The organism is Actinoalloteichus caeruleus, from assembly GCF_049311605.1.
GTDB lineage: Bacteria > Actinomycetota > Actinomycetes > Mycobacteriales > Pseudonocardiaceae > Actinoalloteichus_B > Actinoalloteichus_B caeruleus.
Genome location: NZ_CP186005.1, coordinates 973,602 through 998,986, shown reverse-complemented (window position 1 = coordinate 998,986; position 25,385 = coordinate 973,602). Strand labels below are relative to the sequence as shown.

The following is a 25,385-nucleotide window of genomic DNA, read 5'->3' as shown; positions in this document are numbered from 1 at the left end:
TGTCCTCGTTCCGTGCCTACCGGCAGGTGTGGGGTCGGCCGGCGCCGGACCCGTGTCCGGCCGGTCCTGGTCCTCAGCCGCCCGGGAGCGACCCGGGCGGTACGGGCCCGGGTCAGTCGGCGGCGTCCCCCGACTCGTCGGCGCGCTCGGCCAGGGCCGCTGCCGCGTCCGGCCCGTCGTCGAGCAGCACCCGGAAACCGGGTTCCCGCAGCACGGGCACGCCCAGCTGAACCGCCTTGTCGTACTTCGACCCCGGGGAGTCACCGACGACCACGAAGGCCGTCTTCTTGGACACCGATCCCGCCGCCCGGCCGCCCCGGGCCATGATGGCCTCCTTGGCCTCGTCACGCGACAGGGTTTCCAACGAGCCGGTGACCACGATGGACAGCCCCTCCAGGTGGCGGGGGACGCTCTCGTCCCGCTCGTCCTCCATGCGCACCCCGGCCCGCCGCCACCGGGCGACGACCTCGCGGTGCCAGTCGACCGCGAACCACTCGCGGACGGAACGCGCGATCGCGGGGCCGACGCCGTCGACGGCGGCGAGTTCCTCCTCGGAGGCGTGCTCGATGCGGTCCACCGTGACGAACTCGCGCGCCAACGCCTGCGCGGCGGTGGGTCCGACGTGCCGGATCGACAGGCCGACCAGGACCCGCCACAGCGGCTGTTCCTTGGCCGTCTGAAGGTTGCGCAGCAGTTTGTGCCCGTTCGCGGACAACTCGCCGGCCTTGGTGCGGAACAGGTCGACCCGGAGCAGGGTGTCGGCGGTGAGGTCGAACACCTCACCCTCGTCCTCCAGGACGCCGGAGGCCAGCAACGCGGTGGCCGCCTCGTAGCCGAGCACCTCGATGTCGAAGGCCCCGCGCCCGGCGAGGTGGTGGAGCCGTTCCCTCAGCTGCGCCGGGCAGGAGCGGGCGTTGGGACAGCGGATGTCGACATCGCCCTCCTTCTCGTACCGCAGTTCCGTACCGCACTCGGGGCAGTGGGTGGGCATCGTGAACTCGCGCTCCGTGCCGTCGCGGGCCTCGACGACCGGGCCGAGCACCTCCGGGATGACGTCCCCGGCCTTGCGGATCACCACGCGGTCCCCGATGAGCACCCCCTTGCGGCGGACCTCGTCTCCGTTGTGGAGGGTCGCGAGGCTGACCGTCGACCCGGCGACCTTCACCGGTTCCATGAGCGCGAACGGGGTCACCCGGCCGGTGCGGCCGACGTTGACCCGGATGTCCACCAGCTTGGTGGTGGCCTCCTCCGGCGGATACTTGTAGGCGATCGCCCAGCGGGGCGCCCGGGAGGTGCTGCCGAGGCGCCGTTGGAGGGCGACCTCGTCGACCTTGATCACCACGCCGTCGATCTCGTGCTCGGCGTCGTGGCGGTGTTCGCCCCAGTAGGCGATCTCCGCGCGGACCTGCTCCACGGTGTCGAGGACCTTCGCGTTCGCCGAGGTGGGCAGGCCCCAGGCCTCCAGCGCCGCGTAGGCCTCGGACTGGCGGGTGGGCTCGAAACCCTGCCGGCGGCCCATCCCGTGGCTGATCATGCGCAGCGGGCGGGTGGCCGTGACCCGGGGGTCCTTCTGCCGGAGGGAGCCCGCCGCCGCGTTGCGGGGGTTGGCGAAGGGCGCCTTGCCCGCCTCGACGAGCCGGGCGTTGAGCTCCGCGAACTCGGACACGGCGAAGAAGACCTCGCCCCGGACCTCGACGAGGGCGGGCACGGGGAACTCGTCGCTCGGGCTGAGCCGTTCGGGGACGTCCCGCATGGTGCGCACGTTCAGGGTGACGTCCTCACCGGTGCGGCCGTCACCCCTGGTCAACGCCCTGACCAGCACGCCGTCCCGGTAGAGCAGGTTGATGGCCAGCCCGTCGATCTTCAGTTCGCACAGGTAGTGCGCCTGGTCCCCGACCTCGCGGCCGACGCGGTCCGACCAGGCGGAGAGCTCCTCGTCGTCGAAGGCGTTGTCGAGGCTCATCATCCGTTCGAGGTGGTCGACGGCGGTGAAGTCCGTGGAGAACCCTCCCCCGACGGCCTGCGTCGGCGAGTCCGGGGTCGCCAGGCCCGGGTGGTCCTCCTCCAGGCGGAGCAGTTCCTGCCAGAGCCGGTCGAACTCGCCGTCGGCGATGGTGGGCGCGTCGAGGACGTAGTAGCGGAACTGGTGCCCTCTGATCTCCTCGGCAAGCCGCTGGTGGTGCTCACGCACCTCGGTGGGAACGTCCTCGACGCCCTGCCGCTCGGCGACCTCCGGCTGGTCGACGGTCGTCGGCGAGGCCGGGTCGGCGGCGACCGGGCTGGACGTCGCCGGGTTCACGGGTTCCTGGGGCAGCTCGCTGGTCACGCGAAGAGGCTAGAACGAGCACCTGACACCGGCTGGGTGACGTCGGGGCGAGCCGCCGCGCGGGTCGACGCGAGCGGGGTCCGCCGGGCCTCGGGTCGGGCCCGTCCCGGCCCGGGGAGGGGCGGCACGCCCGGCCGAGCTCTCGACGAGCTCACCGGCACACCCGGGCCGGCCACCCGGGTTCGGCCGGCCGTGGGGCGGGGCGGGTGACGCGGATCAGGTGGGTCGGCGCTGGCTCTCGTCCAGCTCACGCACCATCTCGCGGAACTCGAGCAACCCGATCGCTCCGTGCGGCTCGCGCTCGGCGGTCTCGACCCGGCCGAGGCGGTCGGCCGCCAGCCGCTCCCCGAGCGTGGCGTCCAGGGGGAGGAAGGTCATGGCCGCCTTCGCGGCGTCGGCGAGCTCGGCCATCAGGGGGTGGAACACCGCGACGTCGACCAGCCCCGCGGACTCGTCGACCAGCGGAGCGACCCGGACGTCGGCGAGTTCGATGCGGTGGGCGCCGAAGTTGACGGTGACACCCGTCGGGTCGGGGACCGGCGGAACCGCGTCGTGGTATTCCCAGATCGCGCTCTGCGGCGGCGCGGCGGCCATCCAGGCGTCGGTGTAGGTGCGCAACGCGGGGTCGCCCTGGCCGCTGATCACCAGCGCGTAGATGGCGTGGACGCCCCGCTCGACCGAGAAGTGCAGGTCGGGGTGCAGCAGTTCGACGGCGGAGCAGAGTTCGTGCTCCACGCGGTGGGGTTCGCCGTCACCGAGTGCGGAGCTCAGGACCGGCAGCAGTTCCTCCCAGCGTCGCCAGAAGGCCGCGGCCGCCACCTCGGGTTCGGCGCCCGTACTGGACGGATCACCGTCGGACAGTTGGTCGCCTGGGTCGGGTTCGGAGGACCAGACCCGGCGGAGGAACCTCTTCACAGCGCCCATTGTGCGCGACCTCGGCGCCGATGGCACCACCCTGTCGTGCGGCCCGCCCAACTCGTCGGCCGTGTCACCCGTTCCGGTCGCCGCGCCCTGGTCCCGTCGCGGGCCTCACCCGCCCCAGCTCTCCGGCGGCTCGACGAAGGCACGTCCGAGGTCCCGCACCAGGGTGAGGGCCGTCCGCGCCCAGTCCCGCGTCGCGCCGGCCAGCCCGCACGCGGTGGCGGGGACCAGCAGGTCAGCCAGCCGTGGCCGGGCGAAGCCGAGGCGGTCGGCCAAGGCCAACGCCGGTGCCGCGGCGGACCGGAGGTCGAGCGGACCGGTGGGCGGGGTGCCCGGGACCAGGCCGAGGGCCAGCCTCGTCCCGCCGTCCCAGGTCTCGCCGAGCTCGTCCCAGAACGCGGTGTCCGCGCCGTCGAGGGAGGCCGCGTCGAAGGACACGACGTCCACCCCGGCCTCGGCGAACAGGCGCACGGGAGGACGCCGGGCGCAGCAGTGGGCGAACACCGGCGCGCCGGTCGCCTCCCGGGTCGTCTCGACCACCTCGTGGAGGAGTCGGACGGCGTCCGGCTCGGAGACGGCGGACACGGTCCCGTACCCGGAGGGGGTGGGCAGGCTCCCCCGCAGGACCGCCGGCAGCGTGGGCTCGTCGAACTGCACGACCAGGTCCGCGCCGGTGCGGGACCGCAGCTCGCCGAGGTGCTCCCGCAGTCCCTCCAACAACGACTCGGTGAGGTCCCGCAGTGCCCCCTGGTCGGTGAGGACCCGGTGGCCCCGGGGGAGTTCCAGCCCGGCTGCGAGCGTCCACGGGCCCGCCACCTGGACCTTCAGCAGGGACGGGCGGTGCCCGGCCTCCTGGAGCGCCTGGTCCAGCCCGTCGAGGTCCCGGTGGTGGAGGTCGACGGCGCGCCGGTGGTCCGCCCCGGGGCGTCCGGTGAGGCGGTAGCCGGAGGGCACCGATTCGAAGGGCATGCTGACGAGGAGCCCGGCCGCGCGGCCGATCAGGTCGGCGCCGAGTCCCCTGGCCGGCAGTTCCGGGAGGTGGGGGAGGTCGGGCAGTTCCCCCAGGACCGTTCTCGCGGCCTCCACGGGGTCGGTGCCGGGCATCGACCCGACGGCGGTGGCCGTGCCGGCGGGCCAGGGGGCGGTGCGAGCTGCCGAGTTCACGATCGCACTACCTACCATCCGGCGGGAACCACCGGAAGGGCGGCCCCCGCCCCCGGTTGCCGTTTCCCGGCGGCGCGCCTGGCAGAGTGTGCCGATGAGCACCAGCCAGTCCGCCGGTCATCGCGCGTCCGCGTCCCGTCCCGCCCGGTCCGGGCCGGTCCCCACCAGGGAGATGGTGTGGGCCGCGGCTAGCCGCATGCGCCCGTACCTGCGCCGCACCCCGTTGCTCCGGGTGGAGGTCGACGGGCGTCCCCTGGTGTTGAAGTTGGAGCACCAGCAGCTGACCGGCTCGTTCAAGCTGAGAGGCGCGCTGAACGCGCTGCTCGCGGGCGACCGGCCGCGCCGGGTGGTCACGGCCTCGGGCGGCAACCACGGCCTGGGCGTGGCGACGGCGGCCCGGCTGCTCGGGGTGCCGGCCGAGGTGTACGTGCCCACGACCGTCCCCGACGGGAAGGCGCGGCGGATCGAGGCGACCGGGGCGACCCTGGTCCGGCACGGGGACCGGTACGCGGAGGCCGCTGCGGCGGCCGTGCTGGCCGCCAGCGGCGAGGGCGTGCGGTACGTGCCGGCCTACGACGACCCGGAGGTGGTCGTGGGCCAGGGGACGGTCGCCGCCGAGGTCGTGGCGGACCTCCCCGAGGTGGACACGGTGGCGGTGGCCGCCGGAGGTGGTGGGCTCGCGGCGGGGACGGTGCTCGCCGTCGGGCCGGAGCGGACGGTGGTGGCGGCGGAGCCGGTCGGCTGCGCGTCGCTGGGCCACGCGTTGGAGGCCGGCGAGCCGGTGGACGCCCCGGTGAACTCCGTCGCCTCGTCAGCGCTGGGGGCGACCCGCGTCGGGGACCACCCCTTCGCGGTGCTCGGGTCGGCCGAGAACCTGCGGTCGGCGCTCGTGGAGGACGCGCGGCTGTTGGCGGCGCGGGACCGGCTCTGGGAGGAGTTCCGCATCGCCGCCGAGCCGGCGGCGGCCGTTCCCTTCGCGGCCTGGCTCGACGGGGACGTCCCCGGCCGGCTGCCGTGCGTGGTGGTCTGCGGCGCCAACACCGACTGGGCCCCGGTCTGACGGTCCGCGCGCCGCGCCGTGGGCGGTGGGCCGGCTCCGAGGGGTCCCGTCCCAGCGCCCGGCGGGGTGACCTCAGGAAGTGGCGCTGATGCGGCCCGCGCCCAGCACCAGGTCACCGGCGTCCGCGTCCGGCCGGTACAGGACGGCGACCTGCCCGGGAGCCACCCCTCGGACGCTGTCCCGCAGCCTGATCCGCACGCGGTCCCCGTCCCGTTCGGCCACCGCCGGGGCGACGCCGCCGTGCGCCCGGATCTGCACGACGCACTCGACCAGCCCGTCCAGCGGCCGCCCCGTCGGCCACACCGCGTCGTCGGCGACGATCTCCGTCACGGCCAGCCGTTCGGAGGCGCCGACCCGGACGGTGCCGGACACGGGTTCGAGCGAGAGCACGTAACGCGGCCGCCCGTCGGCCGAGGGGCGGCCGAGCCCCAGGCCCTTGCGCTGCCCGACGGTGAAGCCGTGCACCCCGCCGTGCTGGCCCAGCACCTCCCCCGTCTCGTCGTCCACGAGGTCACCCGAGCGGTTGCCGACCCGGGCGTCGAGGAACGCCCGGGTGTCGCCGTCGGGGATGAAGCAGATGTCGTGGCTGTCCGGTTTCCTGGCCACGGCGAGGTCCTGCCGTTCGGCCTCGGCGCGGATGTCCGGCTTCCGCGTGTCCCCGACCGGGAACAGCGCGTGCCGCAGCTGGTCGGGGCGGAGGGAGGCCAGGACGTACGACTGGTCCTTGTCCGGGTCCACCGCCCGGCGCAGCTCGACGCCCGCCCCGTCGGCGGTGGGCGCGATCCTGGCGTAGTGGCCGGTGCAGACCGCGTCGAAACCGAGGGCCAGGGCCTTCTCCAGCAGGGCCTCGAACTTGATGCGTTCGTTGCACCGCATGCACGGGTTCGGGGTCCGCCCAGCCTCGTACTCGGCGACGAAGTCGTCGATGACGTCCTCGCGGAACCGCTCGGCGAAGTCCCAGACGTAGAAGGGGATGCCGAGGAGGTCAGCCGCGCGGCGCGCGTCGCGGGAGTCCTCGATGGTGCAGCACCCCCTGGCCCCGGTGCGGAGGGTGCCGGGTTTGGCGGAGAGCGCCAGGTGCACGCCGACCACGTCGTGGCCGGCCGCGACCGCCCTCGCCGCGGCCACCGCCGAGTCCACTCCCCCACTCATCGCCGCCAGGACTCGCAAGGTTCACACCTCCGCCGAAGTTCGCAGTGTCCGTCCGCCGCGCCGCCGCGCCCCGGCCAGGCCCGCGCTGCGCGCCCGGGCCACCACGGGCCCGATCGCCTCCCGCACCGCGGCGATGTCCTCGGCCGTGGAGGTGTGCCCCAGCGAGAAGCGCAGGGAGCCCCGCGCGGTGGCCGGGTCGGCGCCCACGGCGAGCAGCACGTGGCTGGCCTGGGCGACGCCGGCCGTGCAGGCCGAGCCCGTGGAGCACTCGATGCCCTTCGCGTCGAGGAGCATCAGGAGGCTGTCGCCCTCGCAGCCCGGGAAGGTGAAGTGTGCCAGCCCCGGCAGCCGCCCCGGGTGGGGCCCGGTGGCGGGGCCGTCGCCGTCCCCGTTGAGCACCGCGTCGGGGACGGCGACGCGCACGGCGGCGACCAGGTCGTCCCGCAGGGCCGCGAGCCGGGCGGCCTGTTCCCGCTGTTCGCCGACCGCCTCCCGGACCGCCACGGCCAGGGCGCTGATCGCCGGGACGTCGAGGGTCCCGGAGCGGACGTCCCGTTCCTGCCCTCCTCCGTGCAACAGCGGGGTACACGAGGTCTGCCGGTCGAGGAGGAGCACGCCCACGCCGGCGGGGCCCCCGACCTTGTGCCCGGTCAGGGTGAGGGCGTTCGCCCCGCTGGCCGTGAAGTCGACCGGGACGGCTCCGACCGCCTGCACGGCGTCGGTGTGCAGCGGGATCCCGTGCGCGGCGGCGGTCCTGGCGAGGTCGGGGACGGGGTTGACCGTGCCGATCTCGTTGTTGGCCCACATGACGGTGGCCAGGGCCACCGCGTCCGGGTCCTCGGCGATGGCCTCGGCCAGGACCTCGGCGTGCACCCGCCCGGTCGGGTCGACGGGCAGCCAGGTGACGTCGGCGCCCTCGTGGTCGGCCAACCACTGCACGGCGTCGAGCACGGCGTGGTGTTCGACGGCGGAGGCCAGGATGCGGCGCCGGCGGGGGTCCGCCGCGCGGCGCGCGTGGAAGATCCCCTTGACCGCGAGGTTGTCGCTCTCCGTCCCACCGCCGGTGAAGATCACCTCGGAGGGGCGGGCGCCGAGGGCGTCCGCGATCGCCTCCCGGGACTCCTCCACGGTGCGGCGGGCCCGACGACCGGAGGCGTGCAGCGACGAGGCGTTGCCCAGGGTCAGCAGCGCCGCGCTCATGGTGGACACCGCGCCCGGTCGCATCGGGGTCGTCGCGGCGTGGTCGAGGTAGGCCATCGTTGACCCAGCCTAACGGGGGTCGCGGGCCGCTCGGCAGGCACGCGACGGCCGACGGGGGCGAGGCGGGTCACCCACCGAGGGTGGGACGGCCCCCGCCCGACGCGGAACCGGACTGGGGCCGCCGACTGGGTTGGGGGAAACAACGTTGCTCGGGCGTGATGATTCATCTTCCGAGTCTGTCGGGCACCTCACCCTCTCGGTCGGCAGACACCGCTCCTCGATGTCGCCGGATGCGGCGAGGCAACCCGCACCCCCGAGGAGGGGGACAACCCGTGGCCGGCCGAGCGTGTGACCTCACCCGACCCGGCCTCCGCTCGCCCGCCGGCCCGTTACCGCAGTCGGCCGAACTGACCGGCTGCGCGGACTGGCACCGGCGGGCGTGAACCAGGGCGGAGCACGAACGGAGCACGAGCGGAACGCCCGCCCGAGCCATCAGGAACGGCAAGAGTCGAAGTCCGGCCTGCTTCATGAACCGCGCGATGGAACCTGGACGAGCTTCTTTCGCTCCGCTCCCCCGTGGGTAGCCTGTTCGCGAATCCCCGCCCAACGTGACCGCTACACGCGACCAGGTGGAGGCACCGGCGGGGACGATTCCGGGGAGAAGAGGGAATCATGCCCGACTTCGGACGGATGTTGCGGCGCCTGCGCCAAGAACGAGGCTGGACACAGACCGAACTAGCACGCCGTGTGCACGTCGGGCAATCCGCTCTCAGTCGTTACGAATCCGGGCGCTCGCAGCCAAGTCCTGATGTCGTGGAAGCACTCGCCGAAGTCCTGGGAGACGCACTACGCACCGCCGCACCCGCAATGGCCCTCAACCAGGTCGACGGTGGCGCTGGTGATGCGCTCGCCGCGATCGAACTCGCCCGCCGCGTCGAAGCCTCCGATGTTGGCGACAGCACTCTCCAGCAGTTGGAGGAGGGGTTCGACCAGATGGCCATCGCCTATTCGTCCGCCGCTCCGTCGCTGCTGCTACCTCAGGTCACCAGTCACCTCGGGTACGTGTCCGAACTGCTGGACGGCCCCAAACTCTCGCTGTCCGCACACCGGCGGCTGGTCGTTGCCGGGGCCTGGTACTCCCTGCTGGCCGCGACGATCCACATCGACCTGAACCAACACGACGCGGCCACGGCCAGACTCCGTGCGGCAGCGTCACTGGCGAGACACGCTGGTCATGACGAGATCCGGGCATGGGCGGCGGAGACCGAGGCCTGGCGTCAGCTCACTGCCGGCCAACTACGTCGCGCCTACGACCTCACGAAGGCCGCGCGGTACCTCGCTCCGGTCGGTTCGTCGATTCATGTCCAGGCCACCGCCCAGCAGGGCCGCGTGCTCGCGCGCCTCGGTGATTCCGAGAGTACCTACCACGCCGTCGACTCCGTGAACTCCCTAGCTGCTGATCTGCCGACGCTCGACGCGGACGAACGGGAACACCATTACCGGTACGACGGAACGAAACGCCGCGCCTACACCGCGACCACCCTGTCGTGGCTGGGAGATCCGGCAGCAGCGGGACACGCTGAGCATGTGATCGACCAGTTGACACCGAAAGCTGGTGAGTCAGGCCGATGGCCCAGGAGACTCGCCAGTGCCTACCTGGATCTGGCTTTGGTGCAGGTGAAGACTGGAGAGGTCGACTCGGCGGCCGACTCCGCGCTGACCGCGATGCGTACGGGCAGCGTCGTGCCCTCCAACTTCTGGCGGGCTGCCGAAGTCGTGCGCGCGGCCGAGGCTCGCCGGATGCCGCAGGCTCGGGAACTTCAGGCCGCCTACAGACTGATGACCCAGAGCTGACGGCACTATGCGCGCTATGCGACCACGACGCCCTTAGGCCTATTACAAGGTTAATCGTCCGCTGGGCTCACCTCCTCCTACGCGCCCGCCCGGATCAGCCGACACCGACACCGGAGCCGCGAAAGGCGCCCACCCGTCCCCGGTCAGTACGGACTCGATGACATCCGTGGCAGGACGAGCCGAGGGGCGTTCGCCCGGCTCGGGGTGGGCTCACGTCGTGAGCGCCCGTTCCCCGGCGAGCGGGGCGGGAGCGGGAAGCACCGACCGCGTGCGCACGACGTGGCCCCGGGCGGCGGGACGCCGACCGGGGCCACCGGGGTGCTCGTCACCGAGCGGCGGGCGTCAGCCGCGCCGCTTGGCGACCTCCTGCGACAGCTGCGGCGCCACGGTGAACAGGTCGCCGACCACGCCGAAGTCGGCGATCTCGAAGATCGGCGCCTCCGGGTCCTTGTTCACGGCCACGATCGTCTTGGAGGTCTGCATGCCGGCCCGGTGCTGGATGGCCCCGGAGATGCCGAGCGCCACGTACAGCTGGGGCGACACGGTCTTCCCGGTCTGGCCGACCTGGAACTGGCCGGGGTAGTAGCCCGAGTCGACCGCCGCCCGGGAGGCTCCGACGGCGCCGCCGAGGGCGTCGGCGAGTTCCTCGACCACCGAGAAGCTGTCGGCGCTGCCCACACCGCGCCCACCCGAGACGACGACCGACGCCTCGGAGAGTTCGGGGCGGTCACCGGCGACCACGGGTTCGCGTCCGGTCACCCGGACCGGCTTGGAGGCCTCCGCCACGGGCACCTCGACCGCTTCCTCGGTCGCCGCCCCCTCGGCCGCCTCGGCGTCGATCGCGCCGGGTCGCACGGTGATGACCGGCGTGCCGGTGGTCACCTTCGACTTCACCACGTAGGCGCCGCCGAACACCGACTGGGTGGCGACGCCGTCGGCCGCGATGTCGTCGACGTCGACCAACCACCCCGATCCGGTGCGCAGCGCGACCCGGCCGGCGATCTCCTTGCCCTCGGCGGTGGCGCTGACGAGCACCGCCGCCGGGGAGGTCCGCTCGGCCAGCAGGGCGAGCGCGTCGACCTGCGGCGTGACGAGCAGGTCGGTGGCGGTGTCCGACTCGACGACGTACACCTTGGCGGCGCCGTGGCCGGCCAGGCTCTCCCTGATCTTCGCCGAGGTGCCGGGGGCGCCGACCACCACGGCCGAGGGCTCACCGAGCCGGCGGGCGGCGGTGAGCAGTTCCAGGGTGGACTTCCTCACGGCACCGTCGACGTGGTCCACGAGGACCAGGACTTCGGACATGACTGCCTTCCTCTCCTCGTTGGGTCAGACGAGCTTCTGCGCTGCCAGGTACTCGACGATGCGCACGCCACCGTCGCCCTGGTCCTCGACGCGCTCTCCGGCGCCGCGCGGGGGCTTGGGTGCCGACTCGACCACCGAGGTGAACGCGGCGGCCAGCCCGACCTCGGAGGGGTCGATGCCGAGGTCGCCAAGACCGAGGGTGGTCACCGGCTTCTTCTTGGCCGCCATGATCCCCTTGAACGAGGGGTAGCGCGGTTCGTTGATCTTCTCGCCAACGCTGACCACGGCGGGCAGTTCGGCGGCGAGGTGGGTGATGCCGTCCTCGGTCTCCCGCTCCACCCGGACCTCGGTGCCCTCGACCTCGACCCGGCGGGCGTGGGTGAGCTGCGGCAGCCCGAGGAGTTCGGCGAGCATGGCGGGGATGGCGCCGGCCCGGCCGTCGGTGGCCTCGTTGCCCGCGACGACGAGGTCCACGCCCTCGATCGTCCGGATCGCCGAGGCGAGCACCTTGGCCGTCTGGATGGTGTCCGAGCCGTGGAGGGCGGCGTCACTGATGTGGACGGCCTCGTCGGCGCCCATCGACAGCGCCTTGCGGATGGCATCTGTCGCCCGGTCGGGGCCCATGGAGACGACGGTGACCTTGCCGCCGTGGGCCTCCTTGAGCAGCAGCGCCTCCTCGACGGCACGCTCGTTGATCTCGTCGATGACGGCGTCCGCCGCGTCGCGGTCGAGGGTGTGGTCGGTGTCCGTCAGCTTCCGCTCGGACCAGGTGTCGGGCACCTGCTTGATCAACACGACGATGTTCATGGTCTCCATCGACCTCCTGCGGGTCACGGGGTGTTCGCGCACGGCGGATCAGTTGGGCATGACCCTGCCAGGTCGGCACCCCCCTGGCACAGTGGCACTGTCCGTCACCTGGTGGACATCAACACCACTCATGTTACTCACCGGTAGCTTCTCGCGGTGACGAGCGGCACGCCACCAGACGTGACGGTGCTCACTGCCTCGTTCCGGGTGCCGGTGCCGTCACCACCCCGCCGGTCGACCGGGCCGGGCCGGTGATCTTCTGCCGGTACGGTGACCCGATGAGTACGACCGCGCGGCAGCCGATCGGCAGTGTCTGCCTGGTCCTGCACAGCCACCTCCCGTGGCTGGCCCACCACGGGCGTTGGCCCGTGGGCGAGGAGTGGCTGCACCAGGCCTGGGCCGCCAGCTACCTCCCCGTGCTCGACGTCGTCACGCGCCTCGCCGAGGAGGGGCGGCGCGGCCTGCTCTCGCTCGGGGTCACCCCCGTGCTCGCCGCGCAGCTCGACGACCCGCACTGCCTCCGCGAGTTCCACTCCTGGCTGGGGAACTGGCAACTCCGCGCCCAGTACGCCGCCGGCCGCTGGCGCGGCCACGACCCGGCGCTGCGGGAGGTGGCCGCCGCCGAGTACCGGCGCTCGGCGTGGGCGCTGGACCGCTTCGAGTCGCGGTGGCGGCACGGCGCCAGCCCGGTCCTGGCCGGGTTGCGCTCGGCCGGGGCGCTGGAGGTGCTGGGCGGACCGGCCACCCACCCCTTCCAACCGTTGCTGGGTCGCCGGCTGCGACGTCACGCGCTGCGGGTGGGGTTGGCCGACGGCCGGCATCGGCTGGGCGGGACGCCGGGCGGGATCTGGGCGCCCGAGTGCGGTTACGCGCCGGGCATGGAGCACGACTACGCCGCCGAGGGCGTCACCCACCTCGTGGTAGAGGGCGCCGCGCTGCCGGACCTCGCGGGGGACGACATCCCGGTGCGGCTGCTCGGGGACTCCGAGGTCGTCGCCTTCGCCAGGGACACCGAGCTGTCGCTGCGGGTGTGGTCGGACGACGGATACCCCGGGCACGCCGACTACCGGGACTTCCACACCTTCGACCACCCGTCCGGTCTGAAACCGGCCAGGGTCACCGGGCGGGACGTCGCCCCGGAGGACAAGCTCCCCTACGACCCGGCGCGCGCCCTCCACCGGGTCGGCGAGCACGTCGACGACTTCGTGACCTCGGTGCGGGACCGGCTGCTCCGCCAGGCCGAGGCCACGGGTCGGCCCGCGACCCTGGTGGCGGCGTTCGACACCGAACTGTTCGGGCACTGGTGGCACGAGGGCCCCCAGTGGTTGGAGGGGGTGCTGCGGGCGCTGCCGGAGGCGGGGGTGCGGGTGCGCACGCTGGGCGAGGTGGTGGCCGAGGACGAACCGGGGCCGGCCATCCAGCCGCCGCCCTGCTCCTGGGGCGTCGGCCGGGACTGGCGGGTGTGGAACGGCGACCGCGTCGCCGACCTGGCCGCCGCCAACCGGGAGGTCGAACGGCGGCTGGTCGACCTCAGCGACCGGCACCGCACCCCCTACCGCGACCCGGTGCTGGACCAACTGGACAGGGAGGCGCTGCTGGCGGTCTCCAGCGACTGGGCCTTCATGGTCACCGGCGACTCCGCAGCCGACTACGCCCTCCACCGGGCCCACGAACACGCCGGGCACTTCCACCGGCTGGCCGACCTCGTCGAGCGCGGCGACCGGGCCGAGGCGACGCGCCTCGCCGAGCGGCTGCGGGGACACGACGGCCCCTTCGGCCACCTCGACGCCCGCGACCTGGGCGCCGCCGACCGTTCCGTGAGGTCGTTCCCGCCGTCGGTGGTGGGCCTGACGGGCTGATCCACCACCCCGACCGGGCGTCGGCCGACCAGACGACCCTCCACGCGGTCCGCGACGGACCGGACGCCGGTGGGAGGATCAGCGGGTGCGGGTCTTGATGCTGTCGTGGGAGTACCCCCCGGTCGTGGTCGGCGGTCTGGGGCGGCACGTGCACGCGCTGGCCACCCGCCTGGCCCGGCAGGGACACGAGGTGGTGGTGCTCGCCCGGCATCCGGCGGGCAGCGACGCGACCACCCACCCCACCGTCGAGGAGCGGCGGGAGGGGGTGCGGGTGCTGCGCGTCGCGGAGGACCCACCCCACCTGACCTTCGAACGGGACCTGGTCGCCTGGACCCTGGCGATGGGCCACTCGATGGTCCGGGAGGGCATGCGCCTGCTCCGGGACTGGCGGCCGAGGGTCGTGCACGCCCACGACTGGCTCGTGGCGCACGCCGCCACCGCACTGGCCGACGCCGCCGACGTCCCGCTGGTGGCGACCCTGCACGCCACCGAGGCCGGCCGGCACAGCGGCTGGCTCTCGCACAGCCTGAACCAGCAGGTGCACTCGGTCGAGTGGTGGCTGGCGAACAGGGCGGACCTGCTGATCACCTGCTCGGCCGCGATGCGCCGCGAGGTCACCCACCTGTTCGACGTGGACGCCGAGCGGGTCGTGGTCCTGCACAACGGCATCGACTCGCACCGCTGGACCGGGCGGCCGGGAACGGCGGCCCTCGCGGCTGCCCCGCCTCCGGTCCCCGCGACCGGCGGTGCTGGCGCGTCGCGTGACGACGCCGGCGGCCAGCGGCCCTCCGCCACCCGAGTCGCCCCCGGCACCCGAACCGCCCTCCCCGCGCCCGACGGCGCCGGTTCCCCGGTCCGGACGGCCGCCGGGCGGGCGCGACCGGCCACCCTGGTCTTCTTCGGACGGCTGGAGTGGGAGAAGGGCGTGCAGGACCTCATCGCCGCGCTGCCCGAGATCCGCCGCCACCACCCGGGCACCACGCTCGTCGTGGCGGGCAGCGGCCGGCACGCGACCGAGCTCGTGGCCGACTCCCAGCGGCACGAGGTGGCCGAGGCCGTCCGGTTCGTCGGGCACCTCCCCGACGAACAGCTGGCGGCCGTGCTGTCCACCGCCGACGCCGCCGTCTTCCCCAGCCGGTACGAGCCCTTCGGGATCGTCGCCCTCGAAGCGGCGGCCGCCCGCGTGCCGCTGGTCACCTCCACCGCCGGCGGCCTCGCCGAGGTGGTCCGGGACGGGAGCACCGGCGTCTCCTTCCCACCCGGGGACATCCCCCGGCTGGCCGAGGCGGTCCGCCAGGTCCTCGACGACCCGGCCGCCGCGCGCCAGCGAGCGGACGCCGCGTTCGCCCGCCTGGCCACCGACTTCGACTGGGACCGCATCGCGGCGGACACCGCCCGCGAGTACGAGGGCGCCAGCCGGCGCCCCGCCACCGTGCTGGGACGTCCGAAGATCCCCTCGGGCAACGTGTTCGGCGCCGGGGCCTGACCGGCCCGGGACGGGGCAGGCCGGGCGCGCCCCGCCACACGCCGCCTGGGGCCAGCGCGGACGCCCACCTCGACGGAGTGGCGCGGCGTCGGCCACCAGCCGGCGGGCCCGCCCTCGGGGAGCTCGGTCCGGTCGGTCAGCCCGCGACCGGTGTCCCCGCGACGCCCTCGGCCCCGGCCCCGCCGGCGGCCGAACCGCCAGTGCCCTCGGCGCCACCACCGGCCGAACCGCCGGTGGCCTCGTCGCCACCGCCTGCCGGCCCGTCCGGGACCCGGCGACGCACCACCCGGGCGGGGATCCCGGCGGCGACCGCGTAGGGCGGGAGCTCGCCCCGGACGACCGCGTTGGCCCCCACCACCGACCCCCGGCCGATCCGGCTGCCCCGCAGGACGGTGGCCTTCGTCCCCAGCCAGCAGTCCTCCCCCACCCGCACCGGGGTCTTCACGATGCCCTGGTCCTTGATGGGGCGGTGCGGGTCGGTGGTGACGTGGTCGAAGTCGCAGACGTACACCCCGTCGGCGACCAGCGAGGCGGCCCCGATCTCCACGTCGAGGTAGCAGTTCACCGTCACCCGCTGGGCGAGGACGGCCTTGTCCCCGATCCGCAGGGATCCCTCGTGGCACCGCACGGCCGTCCCCGCGCCGACGTGCACCCAGCGCCCGAGCTCCAACCGCCCGTGGCCCGCGCGGCACTCGATGCTGACCCCCCGGTCGAGGAACACCATGCCGCGCAGGACGACCTGCGGTCGGCTCACCCGGAGGCGGAGGAGCCGCAGGTAGCGCACCAGGTACCACGGGGTGAAGGCCCGGTTCCGGATCACCCAGCGGAGGGATTCCCGGGTCAGGAACCTCGCCTGCTCCGGGTCGCGGCGGAACCACGACCGGATCGACACCAGGGACTCCCAGAGCGCGCTCACCCAGCGGAAGATACGCGCCGGCCTCCGCCGCCCCAACCTCCCCAGGGGGCCACGAGCCCGGCGGGGCGAGCACCGGGGGCGGGTCGGAGGACTTGATCGGCTCCTCCGGGGCACTCCCCAACCGGCGGACGTGCCCGGACACGGGTCCCCCCGGGGCCGCCCCGGGTGGAGGTCTCCGGGACCACCGAGTCACGACCAGCGGAAAGGGGTCCAGGATGCGTATCGGCCCTCGGGGGCTCGCCCGGTGCCAGGGCGCGTTCACCCTGCTCGGCGGCCTGTGGCCGCTGGTGAGCATCAGGAGCTTCGAGAGTGTCTTCGGCCCGAGGAAGGTCGACGACTGGTTGCAGTACACCACCGGTGGGCTGCTGGTCGTCGCGGGACTCGGGCAGCTGCGGACGGGGCGGAGCCGGGAGAGCCACCGCCAGGCGCGGATCCTCGGGGTGGGCACCGCCGCGACCCTGCTCGCCGTGGACCTCGTCTACGTGCGCCGCGGTCGCATCTCCCCCGTCTACCTGTTGGACGCCGTTGCCGAGACGGGCTGGCTGGTGGCCTGGGCCTGCCAGCGCCGGCGGGAACGGTAGGAGGGCCGGTCGACCGGGAGCGGCGTCAGGTGCGTTCGGCCTCGCACAGGAAGGCCACCGGGGTATCCCCGATCCGGGTGAGCACCGCCGTCGCCTCCGCCGGGCCTCGGAGCCGCAACCGCTTCCGCAGGGCGTCGGGGTCCACGGACACCCCTCTGGTGAGGATCTCCAACCGCCCGACCTCCCGTTCGCGCAGCCGGGCGCGCAGGGTCCGCTCGCCGTAGCGGCCGTGCTCCAGCACCCGGAACGCCCGCACCCCCTGGGGCGGCCGGTCCCCGGTCAGGTAGGCGATCCGGGGGTCGAGTTGGCCGAGGCCGTGCCGGGCGGCGTAGTGGCGGACCAGTCCGGCCCGCACCACCGCGCCGTCCGGGTCGACCAGCCACTCCCCCGGTTCCCGGACGGGGCATTCGTCCGGATCGGCGTCGGTCAGCTCCCAGGCGCTCCCGTCGCCGCCGAGGACGCTCGCGCGGCGGCGCACGCCCGGTGTCGCCAGCCCCTCGGACCACAGGGCGGCCTCCCGCACCCCGCCGTCGAGGGAGACGAGCTCCACCTCCCTGGCCCACGGCACCAGGTCGGGGTCCAGCCCCGGGGCCGCCTTGACCACGAGGTCGCGGCCCCGGGCCGCGGCGACCAGCTCCGGGAGCGGCGGTGCCAGCTCCTCGGGGCGCCAGGTGCGGCGGCCACCGGCCTCCCGCCTCGCCGGGTCGGCGAGCAGCACCGCGTTCCGGCTGACCGGGCGCACGGCGTCGGCCCTGACGAGCAGCGGTGCCACCCCGGCCACGGCCGCGTTGTGGGCGGCCATCGCCAGGCGCACCGGGTCGAGGTCACTGCCGAGGCAGCGGCGCGCCGACGCGGCCAGGGGCACGAGGTCCGCACCGACCGAACAGGTCAGGTCGTGCACGTCGCGGTCGGCGAGTCGGCGGGCGCGGTGTTCGGCCACGACGGTGGCGGTGGCCTGTTGGACGGCGTCCTCGGTGAACAGCCAGTCGTCCGCCCACCGCAGCCGCCCGGCGGCCCGGCGGCGCAGCACGGCGGTCTCGAGCAGCGCGGCGGCCCGGTCGTCCCCGACCAGCGACCTGGCCGCGGCGACGTCCGCCAGCCGGGTGGCCGCCGTGAGCGGGCGGTCGGCGAGCGCGGCGAGCGCGGCCCGCCCCCGTTCGCAGGCCAGGAACCGCACGTCGTCGAGGGTGAAGGTGTAACCCATCAGCGTTCGGTGCCCCACCGGCGGTGGAACGGGTGCGGCGGGCGGCGGGCGGTGCCGCGCCGGGGGGCGCTCACCCGCGCAACCGGACGGGCCGGTCCGGCTTCACCCCCGTCACGGACACGTTGTAGAAGAGTTCCCGGGGCAGGACCCTCGCGAGCACCCGTTCGTCGAAGCGGCTGAGCCGCTGCCAGGTCCGGTAGGCGAACATCGCCCAGTCCCACCCGAGTTTGCCGGGGGGCACGGCGGCCTCGAAGGTCCGCACCGGCCACCCGAAGAGGGCGGCGGTGAACTCGTCGGTGCTGGCGCGGACGTCGACCGCGCCCGCCGCCAGCGCGGTCCGCTCCAACTCGGTGGGATCGAAGGTGTGGAGGTCCACGACCGCCTCCAGCGCGGCGGCGCGGGAGGACTCGTCGAGCTCCCGCTGCGGCCGGCGCCAGTCCCGCAACGCGGGCAGCCGGGTCAGGTTGGTGGTCAGCCACCAGGTGGCCCGTCCCAGCCTCCGCGCGTAGAAGTCGCCGATGCGGGTCGGGTCGCCGGCGAACACGAAACGGCCGCCAGGGCGGAGCACCCGCAGGACCTCCCGCATGGCCGCCCGGACGTCCGGGATGTGGTGCAGGACGGCGTGGCCGACGACGAGGTCGACGCTGTCGTCGGGGTAGGGGATGCGTTCGGCGTCCCCCACCCGGCCGTCGACGTCCAGCCCCAGCCGGTCGGCGTTGGCCAGCGCCGCCTCGACCATCCCCGGGGACAGGTCGGTGACCGAGCCGCGTTCGATGACGCCGCCCTGCATCAGGTTGAGCAGGAAGAAGCCGGTGCCGCTCCCCAGTTCCAGCGCCGTCGGGTAGGGGCGGCCGACGTCACCGGCCACGGCCCGGAAGCGGGAGACCGCGTAGTCGATGCAGCGCTGGTCGTAGGAGATCGACCACTTGTCGTCGTAGCTGGCCGCCTCCCAGTCGTGGTACAGCACGTTGGCGAGCTTCGGGTCGTTCCAGGCCGCGTCGACCTCCTCCGCGCTGGCGTGCGGGTGGGGACGGGGTTGCTGGGCGTCCGGTTCGCCGGTGAGCTGATCGGTCACGTCGACCTCCCTGGTCGTCCCGCGCGGGCGGGTCACTTGCCGTCGAAGACGGCCTTGCCCGGCCCGTTCTCGACGAAGGAACGCATTCCGGTCTTCTGGTCCTCCGTCGTGAAGAGCCCGGCGAACACCTGGCCCTCCAGGCGGAGCCCGCTGTCGAGGTCGCCGTCGAGGCCACCGTCGATCGCGGCCTTGGCGGCGGCGAGGGCGACGGCCGGCCCGGTCGCGAACTGGCCGGCCCACTCCACCGCCCGCGCGTGGACCTCGTCGGCCCCGACGACCCGGTCGACCAGTCCCATCTCCCTGGCCTCCGTCGCGTCGACGTAGCGGCCGGTGTAGATCAGGTCCTTGGCGCGGGCCGGGCCGACGAGGCGCGCCAGCCGCTGGGTCCCGCCCCCACCGGGGATGACCCCGAGCAGGACCTCGGGCAGGCCGACCCTCACGTTGTCGCCGGCGATGCGGTGGTCGCAGCACAGCGCCAGTTCCAGCCCGCCGCCCAGCGCGTACCCGGTGACGGCGGCGACCGTGGGCTTGGGGATGGCGGCCACCGCGTCGAGCGCGGCGGCGAGGTTCCGCTGCCCAGCCAACGCCTCCGCGTACCCGGAGTCGATCATCTCCCTGATGTCCGCGCCGGCGGCGAAGACCTTCTCCCCGCCGTACACGACCACGGCCCGGACGTCGGAGCGTTCCGAGGCGTCCTCGGCGGCGGTGCGCAACTCCCGCTGGAGCACCCTGTTCAGGGCGTTGAGCGGTGGGCGGTGCAGCCGGATGGTCCCCACCCCGGCAGTGGCCTCCAGTGTGACGAACTCACCCACGCCAGTGTCCTCCTCACGAGCCCTGGGCCGTCCGATCTCCGGCCCCCGCCGGGACGAAGGTTACCGTGCGGTAGAGCGTTCGTGGCCCCCGGCGACCACCGGGTGGAGGGGCGGCACGGTCGGGGCCGGCGGGCGCGGGACGCGGTGGCGGGCGACTCGGGATCCCGGGCCGACGCCCGGGGATTCGGCGGTCCCCCCTCGATCGGCGGTCCGGCGAATCCGTCGGGCGTCGGTCCCCACCGCCGGACCGCCCCCGTTATCCCCGCGTCGAGCGCACGTCCCCCACGGAACCGCAATTCCCCGGCCCGAACGGTCGAATTCCGCCGCTCACTCACGCGTGCTCCGGCGTGGCGCGCGGAACACGCTGCTCGCAGACTGGTTGACGCGGAATTCCAGCACAGCCGACTGGCGCCATATCGACTTCCTGCACGGCACCTCCTGCTGAGAAGGACTGATCGATGAACCCAGAAAACTGTTCGGGCCGTGGGAGCACGAGAAGACGGATGGGAATCCTGGCGGCCTCCGCCGCCGTCGTCGCCGGCCTCGCGACGGCACCCACCGCACCGGCCGTCGACGGCGGGGCACGCGCCGTGTCCGCCCCCCACCCGCTCTTCCACCTCCCCTTCCCGTGCGGGGAGACCTGGCGGGCCTACACCCACACCGGGCACGCCTACCCGGACGCGCAACTGGACTTCGGTCAGGGCAGCCCGCCGGACGGCCGGCAGGTCGTGGCCGCCAGGGCCGGGACGGTCGCCGAGAACGGCGTGTACGGCGACGGGTCCTCGTACCTGGTCCTGGACCACGGGGACGGGTGGTCCACCCGGTACGTCCACATGCGGACGGCCTCGATGGCGCGGACCGGCAGCGTCGTGCGGTCCGGCGATCCGATCGGCGAGGTGGGTGATGTGGGCTCCGCCGGCCAGTTCCACCTGCATTTCGAACAACGGCACGACGGCGTCCCGGTTCCGATCCGCTTCGACGACGAACCGGTGACCTACAAGTACTTCCCGGAGTACGTGACCCTGGTGAGCGGGAACTGCGGCGGAGAACCCTCGGAACCGGAGCCGGTGGCCCCGCCGGAACCGGCTCCGCAACCGCCGGCCCCGGAACCGGTCGCCCCGCCCCGGCCGGCGGACGACCAGGTCCAGGACGCCCGTCCTCCCGCCCCGGCGGCCCCGCTCCCCGCCCACCGCCCGACGTCCGCTCCCGAACCCGACGTGCCCAGCGGGGCCGGAGCCGGTGGCGACACGGCCCCACCGGCCGCCCCGGCCCGGCCGGCCCTCGACCACCTTCTGGGCCAGCGCGACGCCTACCGCTTCACACCGACGATGCCCGAGTTCGCGCGCCCCTGGGAGGGGACGGAGGGCTGACCGGCCGACCGGGGTGGGACGGCGGCGCGCCGTCGTCCCACCGGCTCGTCCTCGCTCAGCCCCGGCGGCGGGCGAAGAACCGGTCGCCGGACCGTTCGAGGCTCAGGTCCTGCCCGAAGGTCGCGCTCAGGTTCTCCTCGGTGAGGACCTCGTCGAGCAGGCCCTGCGCGACCACCGCGCCGTCCCGCAGCAGCATCGCGTGGGTGAACCCGGGCGGGATCTCCTCCACGTGGTGGGTGACGAGCACCATCGCGGGGGCGTCCGGGTCGAGGGCGAGCTGGCTCAGCCGCGCGACCAGGTCCTCCCGGCCGCCCAGGTCGAGGCCGGCCGCCGGCTCGTCGAGCAGCAACAGCTCCGGGTCGGCCATCAGCGCCCTGGCGATCAGGGTCCGCTTGCGCTCCCCCTCCGAGAGGGTGCCGAACGGGCGGTCGGCGAGGTGCCCGACGCCGAGCGCGGCCAACAGCTCCTCCGCCCGACCGGTGTCGAGCTCGTCGTACCGCTCGCGCCACCGCCCGATGACGGCGTAGCTGGCGCTCACGACCACGTCCCGGACGATCTCCTCGCCGGGAACCCGCTGCGCGGTCGCCGCCGAGCACACGCCGATCCTCGGTCGCAGCTCGAAGACGTCCACTCCGCCCAGCCGCTCCTCCAACAGGTGGACCGTGCCGCTGGACGGGTGCATCTCCGCCCCGGCCAGCCTGATCAGCGTGGTCTTGCCCGCGCCGTTCGGCCCGAGGACCACCCACCGCTCGTCGAGTTCGACGCTCCAGTCCACCCCGGACAACAGGTCGTTGCGGTTGCGCCGCACCCCGACCCCGTCCATCCGGATCACGAGGTCGGTCACGTCCACCGCCTCGGCGTCGCTGCCCTCGCCGCGCTGCCGCGGCCCTACGTTCGTCGCGCCCTGCAAGCCCCGGTCGGTCACCCACCCATTGTGACGGCCGGGCCCAGCGCACTTCCCGATCGGGTGCCCCACTGCTCCAGGTAGCCGCCCCGACACGCCGCCGCACCGGCGCGGCCCCCGGTGCCCCCGCCGGGCCAGGCGCGCGGGCCCGACGGCACCGGACCGCTCCACCCCCGCGCCAGGAGCCGGCGACGGCCAGCGACGGGGACGCCGCACCAGCACGCCTCCCCCCGCCCTGCCCACGAAGAGCGGCCACCCGCCCCGGGGTGGCACCCGGAGTCGCGGTCACGGAACGGAGCCGGGCAACCGCACCGCGAGAAATGGGAACAACGCGGAACGGGTGTCGGACGAACCACGTCCCACCCGAGAACGACCGCCGCGAAACACGACCCCGGTAGAAACGGCCACCACACCGGCCACGTCGTCGACTCGACGCACGGAGCGCTGGATTCCGGCACACGAACAGGATCACCGGACCAGCAGGTCACGGGCCCGGAACAGGCACGACCTGCCCACCAGGTCACCACGAACGACGGAAAGGACGCCGTGTGGAAAACCACGGGAACAACATCGCGAACCTGGAGGCGCGCAATTCCGCGATGCGTCAGACGATGGATTCCCTCCTGAGCACTTTCCGCCAAAAACAGGAGGAGATCAGGGAGGTCCAGGAACAGGCCGCCCAGGCGAACGCGGAGGTCACCTCGCGGGACGGGCTGGTGACGGTGCGGGTCGGCTCGACCGGGACCGTGGAACAGATCGTCCTGGCCCCGACCGCCTTCGGCAGGAGCACACCCGAGAAGCTCTCCCGCACGTTGACCGAGGTGATCCAGCAGGCCGGCGACCAGGTGCGGCAGCAGGTGAGCGACCTGTTCGCGCCGCTGCACCGGGGTGTCCCCGACCTGCCGGACCTGGTGGAGGGGGCCCCGTCCCTGCGGACCCCCGGGACGCTGCCCGAACCACCGCCGGAGCGCGCCGAGCGGGCCGAGGGCGGCCCCGCGCCCAGCCCCTCGACCAGCCGAGGAGGAGTTCCACCGAACGTCGGCGGCGCGCCCCTCACCTCGCGCGGCAGGCCCGAGGACGATGCCGAGGACGACACCGGCGGCTCCGTCATGCGGGGAGGCCGCTGGTGAGCGGCGGGTACGAGGTCCGGACCGCCGAGATCCGGACGGAGAACACGAAGTTCGAGAGCACGGCAGCGCAGCTGGAGGACGTCCTCACCACCCTGCGGGCCGCGATCGACGCCGAGGGCGACTGCTGGGGCGCCGACGAGTCCGGCCAGGCCTTCGCCCAGGAGTACGCCCCGACCGCCCCGGCCGTCGTCGAGTACTTCGGGACGCTCGTCGAGGGGATCCGGGAGATGCGGACGCAGATCGACGCGTCCGCCGACACCTGGGACCAGATGGACGAGGAATCAGCCGACCACTTCGACCGGATGGCCTAGGAGTTCGACATGTCCAAGTGGGACAACCTGATCCCCGAGGAGTGCCGGTGGCTGCTGCCGATCGTGGTCGGCTCCAACTGGCCGGAGGGTGACGAGGAGGCGCTGCGCCGGCTGTCGCAGGCGTGGGTGACGGCAGCCGACGGGGTCGCTGAGGTGGCCGCGAGCGGGGACGCCGCCGCGACCGCCGTGCTCGCGCAGATGGAGGGCGAGACCGCCGAGGCGATCCGCGCGGCCTGGACGGAGTACACCGGTGGCGGCGAGGAGCGGCTGCCGACGCTGGAGGAGATCTGCCGGGCACTGGCGGAGAAGTGCGACGCGGGCGCGCTCAACGTCGAGTACACCAAGATGATGATCATCGCCCAGCTGGTCATCCTCGCGATCGAGATCGCGATCATGATCGCCGCGGCGGCCGGGACCTTCGGCGGCAGCACCGCCGGTATCCCCCTCGCGCAGATGGCCACCCGCGAGATCGTCAAACAGCTGTTCATCCTGCTGGTCAAGGAGCTGACGAAGGCATACCTGAAGAAGGTGCTGCCCGACGTCGTCATCCAGTCGATCCAGATGGCCGAGGGCAACCGGCAGGAGTGGGACTGGGGGCGGACCGGGACCGCGGCCGCCGAGGCGACGGCCGACGGGGTCGTGAACGCCGTCAGCGGGGGCGCCGGGCAGCTCACCGGCGGCGGGGGCGGCGCCACGGACGGGGTGGCCAACCAGCTCCTGGACGCGGCGGGCAAGCCGATCACCGAGGGCATCAAGGCCGGTGCGAAGACCGCGCTCGGCGACGCCCTCCAGGGCAACTTCGACGCGGACCGGATCACCGAGTCGGCGGCGGGGGGCGTCGTCAGCGGCGCGGTCGGCGCGGCCAGCGGGTCCCTCTTCCCGAAGGGCGACACCCCCGCGCCCGGCGGCTTCGACGCGATGGCCGAGGGAATGGCCCGGGGCGCGGCCGAGAAGGTCGCCTCCAACGCGCTGAACGAGGTCCGCCAGGGCAACAACCCGTTGAGCATGGACTCCCTCAGCGGTGCCGGGGGATCGGCGGTGAGCGGTGGCACGTCGGCGGCGAACAGCTGGCACCAGACGGCCAACGAAGCGCGGTCCACCCCGGTGCCGGCGGTCACCAACCTCACGCCGGACGCCGGGTCCAACGAGACGCACACGTTCCAGCGCGGCGGTGAGGCGCCCTCCCAGGTCCCGCACGTGCAGAACCTGACCCCGAACGCGGGGGCCAACGAGACGCACACCTTCCACCGGTACGAACCGTCCGCGCCGTCGGTCAGCCCGCAGGGCGCCTCCGACGCCCCATCGGTCAGCCCGCAGGGAGCGGGCTCCGGTGCCCCTGGGGTCAGCCCGCAGGGCGCGGGAGCGGCTGGGCCTGGCGTCGGGGCACCGGCCGCCGCACCAGCGTCGACCGGCCCGGCGGGGGGCGCGGCCGGCGGGATGGGCTCGTCGTTCGGGTCCGCCCCTCCCGGGCAGGGGCCTGCCCGGCGGATCCCCCAGCCCGGGAGCGGCGTGCCCGCCGGCCCACCGGTGCGCGCGCCTCGCCCGAGCGGGCCTCCCAGAACGATCCCCGGCGCGCCTCCCGGTTGGCGCGGCGCGGAGCCGGCGGCACCCGCCGCGCCCCCGGGCCGGGCCGGCGGGCCGCCACCGGGTTCGTGGTCACCGGCTCCCGCGCCACCGCCGGCCGGGTGGGCGGCCCCCGCCCCGCACACCTCGCCGCCGGCCGCTCATCCCTCCACTGCTCCGGGTCCCGTTCCCGGCGCCACCCCGGCGGCCGGATTCGAACCGGGCGGGTTCGGGCCGGGTCGTTTCGGACCGACCGGCGTGGGGCCGGGCGAGTTCGGACCTGGTGGTCCGGAGGACGTCGGGCCCGCGGGTGCCCCGCTCGACTTCGGGCCTCTCGGCTCAGAGCCCGACTCCGGGCACGGCACCCGGCGGTAGTCCACGTGGGGCG

General features: G+C 74.1%; 21 protein-coding genes. 9 read left to right on the top strand and 12 right to left on the bottom strand.

Annotation, left to right across the window (positions count from 1 at the left end):
- Positions 1-112: 112 nt before the first annotated feature.
- From ligA to ACOJVX_RS04480, 3 genes are all read right to left on the bottom strand, one after another.
- On the bottom strand, positions 113-2,191 hold the full coding sequence (ligA, locus tag ACOJVX_RS04490; RefSeq protein WP_051313420.1) for an NAD-dependent DNA ligase LigA: 2,079 nt from the start codon (positions 2,189-2,191) through the stop codon (positions 113-115).
- A 351-nt stretch (positions 2,192-2,542) separates the two neighbouring features.
- Positions 2,543-3,250, bottom strand: coding sequence for a hypothetical protein (locus ACOJVX_RS04485; protein WP_035291263.1), 708 nt, complete (start codon positions 3,248-3,250; stop codon positions 2,543-2,545).
- 105 nt (positions 3,251-3,355) lie between these two features.
- Positions 3,356-4,429, bottom strand: coding sequence for a methionine synthase (locus ACOJVX_RS04480; protein ID WP_422647277.1), 1,074 nt, complete (start codon positions 4,427-4,429; stop codon positions 3,356-3,358).
- A 154-nt stretch (positions 4,430-4,583) separates the two neighbouring features.
- Here ACOJVX_RS04480 and ACOJVX_RS04475 point away from each other — a divergent pair, with 154 nt between their 5' ends.
- On the top strand, positions 4,584-5,471 hold the full coding sequence (locus tag ACOJVX_RS04475) for a serine/threonine dehydratase (RefSeq protein WP_422647569.1): 888 nt from the start codon (positions 4,584-4,586) through the stop codon (positions 5,469-5,471).
- 72 nt (positions 5,472-5,543) lie between these two features.
- Here the strand turns inward: ACOJVX_RS04475 and mnmA are convergent, their stop codons facing one another.
- Both mnmA and ACOJVX_RS04465 read right to left on the bottom strand, forming a co-directional pair.
- A complete protein-coding gene (mnmA, locus tag ACOJVX_RS04470; protein WP_422647276.1) occupies positions 5,544-6,641 on the bottom strand; it encodes a tRNA 2-thiouridine(34) synthase MnmA in 1,098 nt (365 codons plus the stop codon).
- Positions 6,642-6,644: 3 nt separating this feature from the next.
- Positions 6,645-7,880 carry a cysteine desulfurase family protein gene (locus tag ACOJVX_RS04465; RefSeq protein ID WP_030104036.1) on the bottom strand — a complete coding sequence of 412 codons (1,236 nt, stop codon included), beginning with the start codon at positions 7,878-7,880 and terminating at the stop codon, positions 6,645-6,647.
- A 615-nt stretch (positions 7,881-8,495) separates the two neighbouring features.
- On the opposite strand from ACOJVX_RS04465, the gene ACOJVX_RS04460 reads away from it, so the two are divergent.
- Complete coding sequence (locus tag ACOJVX_RS04460; protein ID WP_026417170.1) at positions 8,496-9,677, top strand: helix-turn-helix domain-containing protein; 1,182 nt, start codon at positions 8,496-8,498, stop codon at positions 9,675-9,677.
- 342 nt (positions 9,678-10,019) lie between these two features.
- Here the strand turns inward: ACOJVX_RS04460 and ACOJVX_RS04455 are convergent, their stop codons facing one another.
- Complete coding sequence (locus tag ACOJVX_RS04455; protein WP_026417171.1) at positions 10,020-10,979, bottom strand: electron transfer flavoprotein subunit alpha/FixB family protein; 960 nt, start codon at positions 10,977-10,979, stop codon at positions 10,020-10,022.
- A gap of 24 nt (positions 10,980-11,003) precedes the next feature.
- Positions 11,004-11,786, bottom strand: coding sequence for an electron transfer flavoprotein subunit beta/FixA family protein (locus ACOJVX_RS04450; RefSeq protein ID WP_026417172.1), 783 nt, complete (start codon positions 11,784-11,786; stop codon positions 11,004-11,006).
- Positions 11,787-12,064: 278 nt separating this feature from the next.
- On the opposite strand from ACOJVX_RS04450, the gene ACOJVX_RS04445 reads away from it, so the two are divergent.
- Together ACOJVX_RS04445 and ACOJVX_RS04440 are read left to right on the top strand one after the other, a co-directional pair.
- Positions 12,065-13,645: a 1,4-alpha-glucan branching protein domain-containing protein gene (locus tag ACOJVX_RS04445; protein WP_051313425.1), complete on the top strand. Its 1,581-nt coding sequence runs from the start codon at positions 12,065-12,067 to the stop codon at positions 13,643-13,645.
- Positions 13,646-13,730: 85 nt separating this feature from the next.
- The gene (locus tag ACOJVX_RS04440; protein ID WP_030104040.1) at positions 13,731-15,131 is read left to right on the top strand and encodes a glycosyltransferase family 4 protein; all 1,401 of its coding nucleotides are present in this window, start codon (positions 13,731-13,733) and stop codon (positions 15,129-15,131) included.
- Between the two features lie 136 nt (positions 15,132-15,267).
- On the opposite strand, the gene ACOJVX_RS04435 is transcribed toward ACOJVX_RS04440, so the two are convergent.
- Positions 15,268-16,047, bottom strand: a complete 780-nt coding sequence (locus ACOJVX_RS04435; protein ID WP_026417174.1) for an acyltransferase — start codon at positions 16,045-16,047, stop codon at positions 15,268-15,270.
- A 215-nt stretch (positions 16,048-16,262) separates the two neighbouring features.
- Between ACOJVX_RS04435 and ACOJVX_RS04430 the strand changes: the two genes are divergently transcribed.
- Positions 16,263-16,628, top strand: coding sequence for a hypothetical protein (locus tag ACOJVX_RS04430; protein WP_103055686.1), 366 nt, complete (start codon positions 16,263-16,265; stop codon positions 16,626-16,628).
- A gap of 25 nt (positions 16,629-16,653) precedes the next feature.
- Here ACOJVX_RS04430 and ACOJVX_RS04425 read toward each other — a convergent pair whose 3' ends face one another.
- The 3 genes from ACOJVX_RS04425 to ACOJVX_RS04415 all read right to left on the bottom strand — a co-directional run bounded on the left by ACOJVX_RS04425 (position 16,654) and on the right by ACOJVX_RS04415 (position 19,719).
- Positions 16,654-17,832, bottom strand: coding sequence for a THUMP-like domain-containing protein (locus tag ACOJVX_RS04425; RefSeq protein ID WP_026417176.1), 1,179 nt, complete (start codon positions 17,830-17,832; stop codon positions 16,654-16,656).
- Between the two features lie 70 nt (positions 17,833-17,902).
- Positions 17,903-18,907 (bottom strand): class I SAM-dependent methyltransferase, encoded by a 1,005-nt coding sequence (locus ACOJVX_RS04420; RefSeq protein WP_051313427.1) that lies wholly within the window; start codon positions 18,905-18,907, stop codon positions 17,903-17,905.
- Between the two features lie 32 nt (positions 18,908-18,939).
- On the bottom strand, positions 18,940-19,719 hold the full coding sequence (locus ACOJVX_RS04415) for an enoyl-CoA hydratase/isomerase family protein (protein WP_422647275.1): 780 nt from the start codon (positions 19,717-19,719) through the stop codon (positions 18,940-18,942).
- 503 nt (positions 19,720-20,222) lie between these two features.
- Between ACOJVX_RS04415 and ACOJVX_RS04410 the strand changes: the two genes are divergently transcribed.
- On the top strand, positions 20,223-21,089 hold the full coding sequence (locus ACOJVX_RS04410; protein WP_026417178.1) for a murein hydrolase activator EnvC family protein: 867 nt from the start codon (positions 20,223-20,225) through the stop codon (positions 21,087-21,089).
- 55 nt (positions 21,090-21,144) lie between these two features.
- On the opposite strand, the gene ACOJVX_RS04405 is transcribed toward ACOJVX_RS04410, so the two are convergent.
- Positions 21,145-21,912 carry an ABC transporter ATP-binding protein gene (locus tag ACOJVX_RS04405; protein WP_051313430.1) on the bottom strand — a complete coding sequence of 256 codons (768 nt, stop codon included), beginning with the start codon at positions 21,910-21,912 and terminating at the stop codon, positions 21,145-21,147.
- A 629-nt stretch (positions 21,913-22,541) separates the two neighbouring features.
- Between ACOJVX_RS04405 and ACOJVX_RS04400 the strand changes: the two genes are divergently transcribed.
- Genes ACOJVX_RS04400 through ACOJVX_RS04390 form a run of 3 tightly spaced genes read left to right on the top strand, consistent with a single transcriptional unit; the run spans position 22,542 to position 25,372 of the window.
- Entirely contained in the window at positions 22,542-23,123 is a 582-nt protein-coding gene (locus ACOJVX_RS04400) for a YbaB/EbfC family nucleoid-associated protein (RefSeq protein ID WP_422647274.1), read from the top strand.
- Positions 23,120-23,434 (top strand): WXG100 family type VII secretion target, encoded by a 315-nt coding sequence (locus ACOJVX_RS04395; protein ID WP_035273165.1) that lies wholly within the window; start codon positions 23,120-23,122, stop codon positions 23,432-23,434. Before ACOJVX_RS04400 ends, ACOJVX_RS04395 begins: the two co-directional genes overlap by 4 nt.
- A 9-nt stretch (positions 23,435-23,443) precedes the next feature.
- A complete protein-coding gene (locus ACOJVX_RS04390; protein ID WP_422647273.1) occupies positions 23,444-25,372 on the top strand; it encodes a hypothetical protein in 1,929 nt (642 codons plus the stop codon).
- Positions 25,373-25,385: the final 13 nt, after the last annotated feature.